General features: G+C 65.3%; 1 protein-coding gene. It reads left to right on the forward strand.

What is annotated here, in order from left to right; translation table 11 throughout:
* Positions 1 to 616 (forward strand): adenosine kinase (locus tag AC0L2K_RS34995; RefSeq protein WP_473533660.1); only part of this gene is annotated, 616 nt, incomplete at both ends.

Consider the following 616-nt stretch of genomic DNA (forward strand, 5'->3'; position numbering starts at 1 on the left):
ACTATGACGTGCTTTGTATCGGTAATGCCATTGTCGACATCATCGCCCAGTGCGACGAGGCATTCCTTGAGACGAACGGCATCATCAAGGGCGCGATGAACCTGATCGACACGAGGCGCGCCGAGCTGCTCTACAGCCGCATGGGCCCGGCTATCGAAGCCTCCGGCGGCAGCGCCGGCAACACGGCGGCGGGCGTCGCCAGCTTCGGCGGCCGCGCCGCGTTCTTCGGCAAGGTCTCGAATGACACGCTCGGCGAAATCTACGCCCATGACATGCACGCCCAGGGCGTGGCCTTCGACACCAGGCCGCTCAATGGCGAACCGCCGACGGCGCGCTCGATGATCTTCGTCACGCCGGACGGCGAGCGCTCGATGAACACCTATCTCGGCGCTTGCGTCGAGCTCGGTCCGGAGGATGTCGAGGCGGACAAGGCGTCGGGCGCCGCCGTTACCTATTTCGAGGGCTATCTGTGGGACCCGCCGCGCGCCAAGGAAGCGTTCCGGCAGACGGCGAAGCTCGCTCACGCAGCCGGGCGCGAAGTGTCGATGACATTGTCGGATTCGTTCTGCGTCGACCGCTACCGCGAGGAGTTTCTGGAGCTGATGCGCTCGGGCAC

This window comes from Mesorhizobium sp. WSM4817 (genome assembly GCF_055811135.1).